Genomic DNA, 234 nt, shown 5'->3' with positions numbered 1-234 from the left:
GGAACGGTTGTCGGACAAAGGGCCGACGTTCAGGGAACGGGCCTTGGCGACAACCTGGGTCAGTTTCTCGCCTGCTTCGTCCAGGTCGCTGTTGCGCACCTGGTCCAGCAGGCTATCGGCGTAGCGGGACGTGTGCTCGGCCACGTCGCGGCCGAACTCGGCAACGGTCTGCGGACTGCCGACCTCGATCCGCTGCGCGACCGCATGGACTTCCGGCACGTCGCTTTCCTGCAA

General features: G+C 65.8%; 1 protein-coding gene. It reads right to left on the bottom strand.

Translation table 11 applies throughout. The features are described from left to right. Positions 1-234 (bottom strand): toxic anion resistance protein (locus AC0L3J_RS38430; protein WP_473350627.1); only part of this gene is annotated, 234 nt, incomplete at both ends.

It is taken from the genome of Bradyrhizobium sp. Kon37 (genome assembly GCF_055807535.1).
Note: the sequence above shows the minus strand (reverse complement) of the source record. Positions and strands in the feature narration are given on the sequence as shown.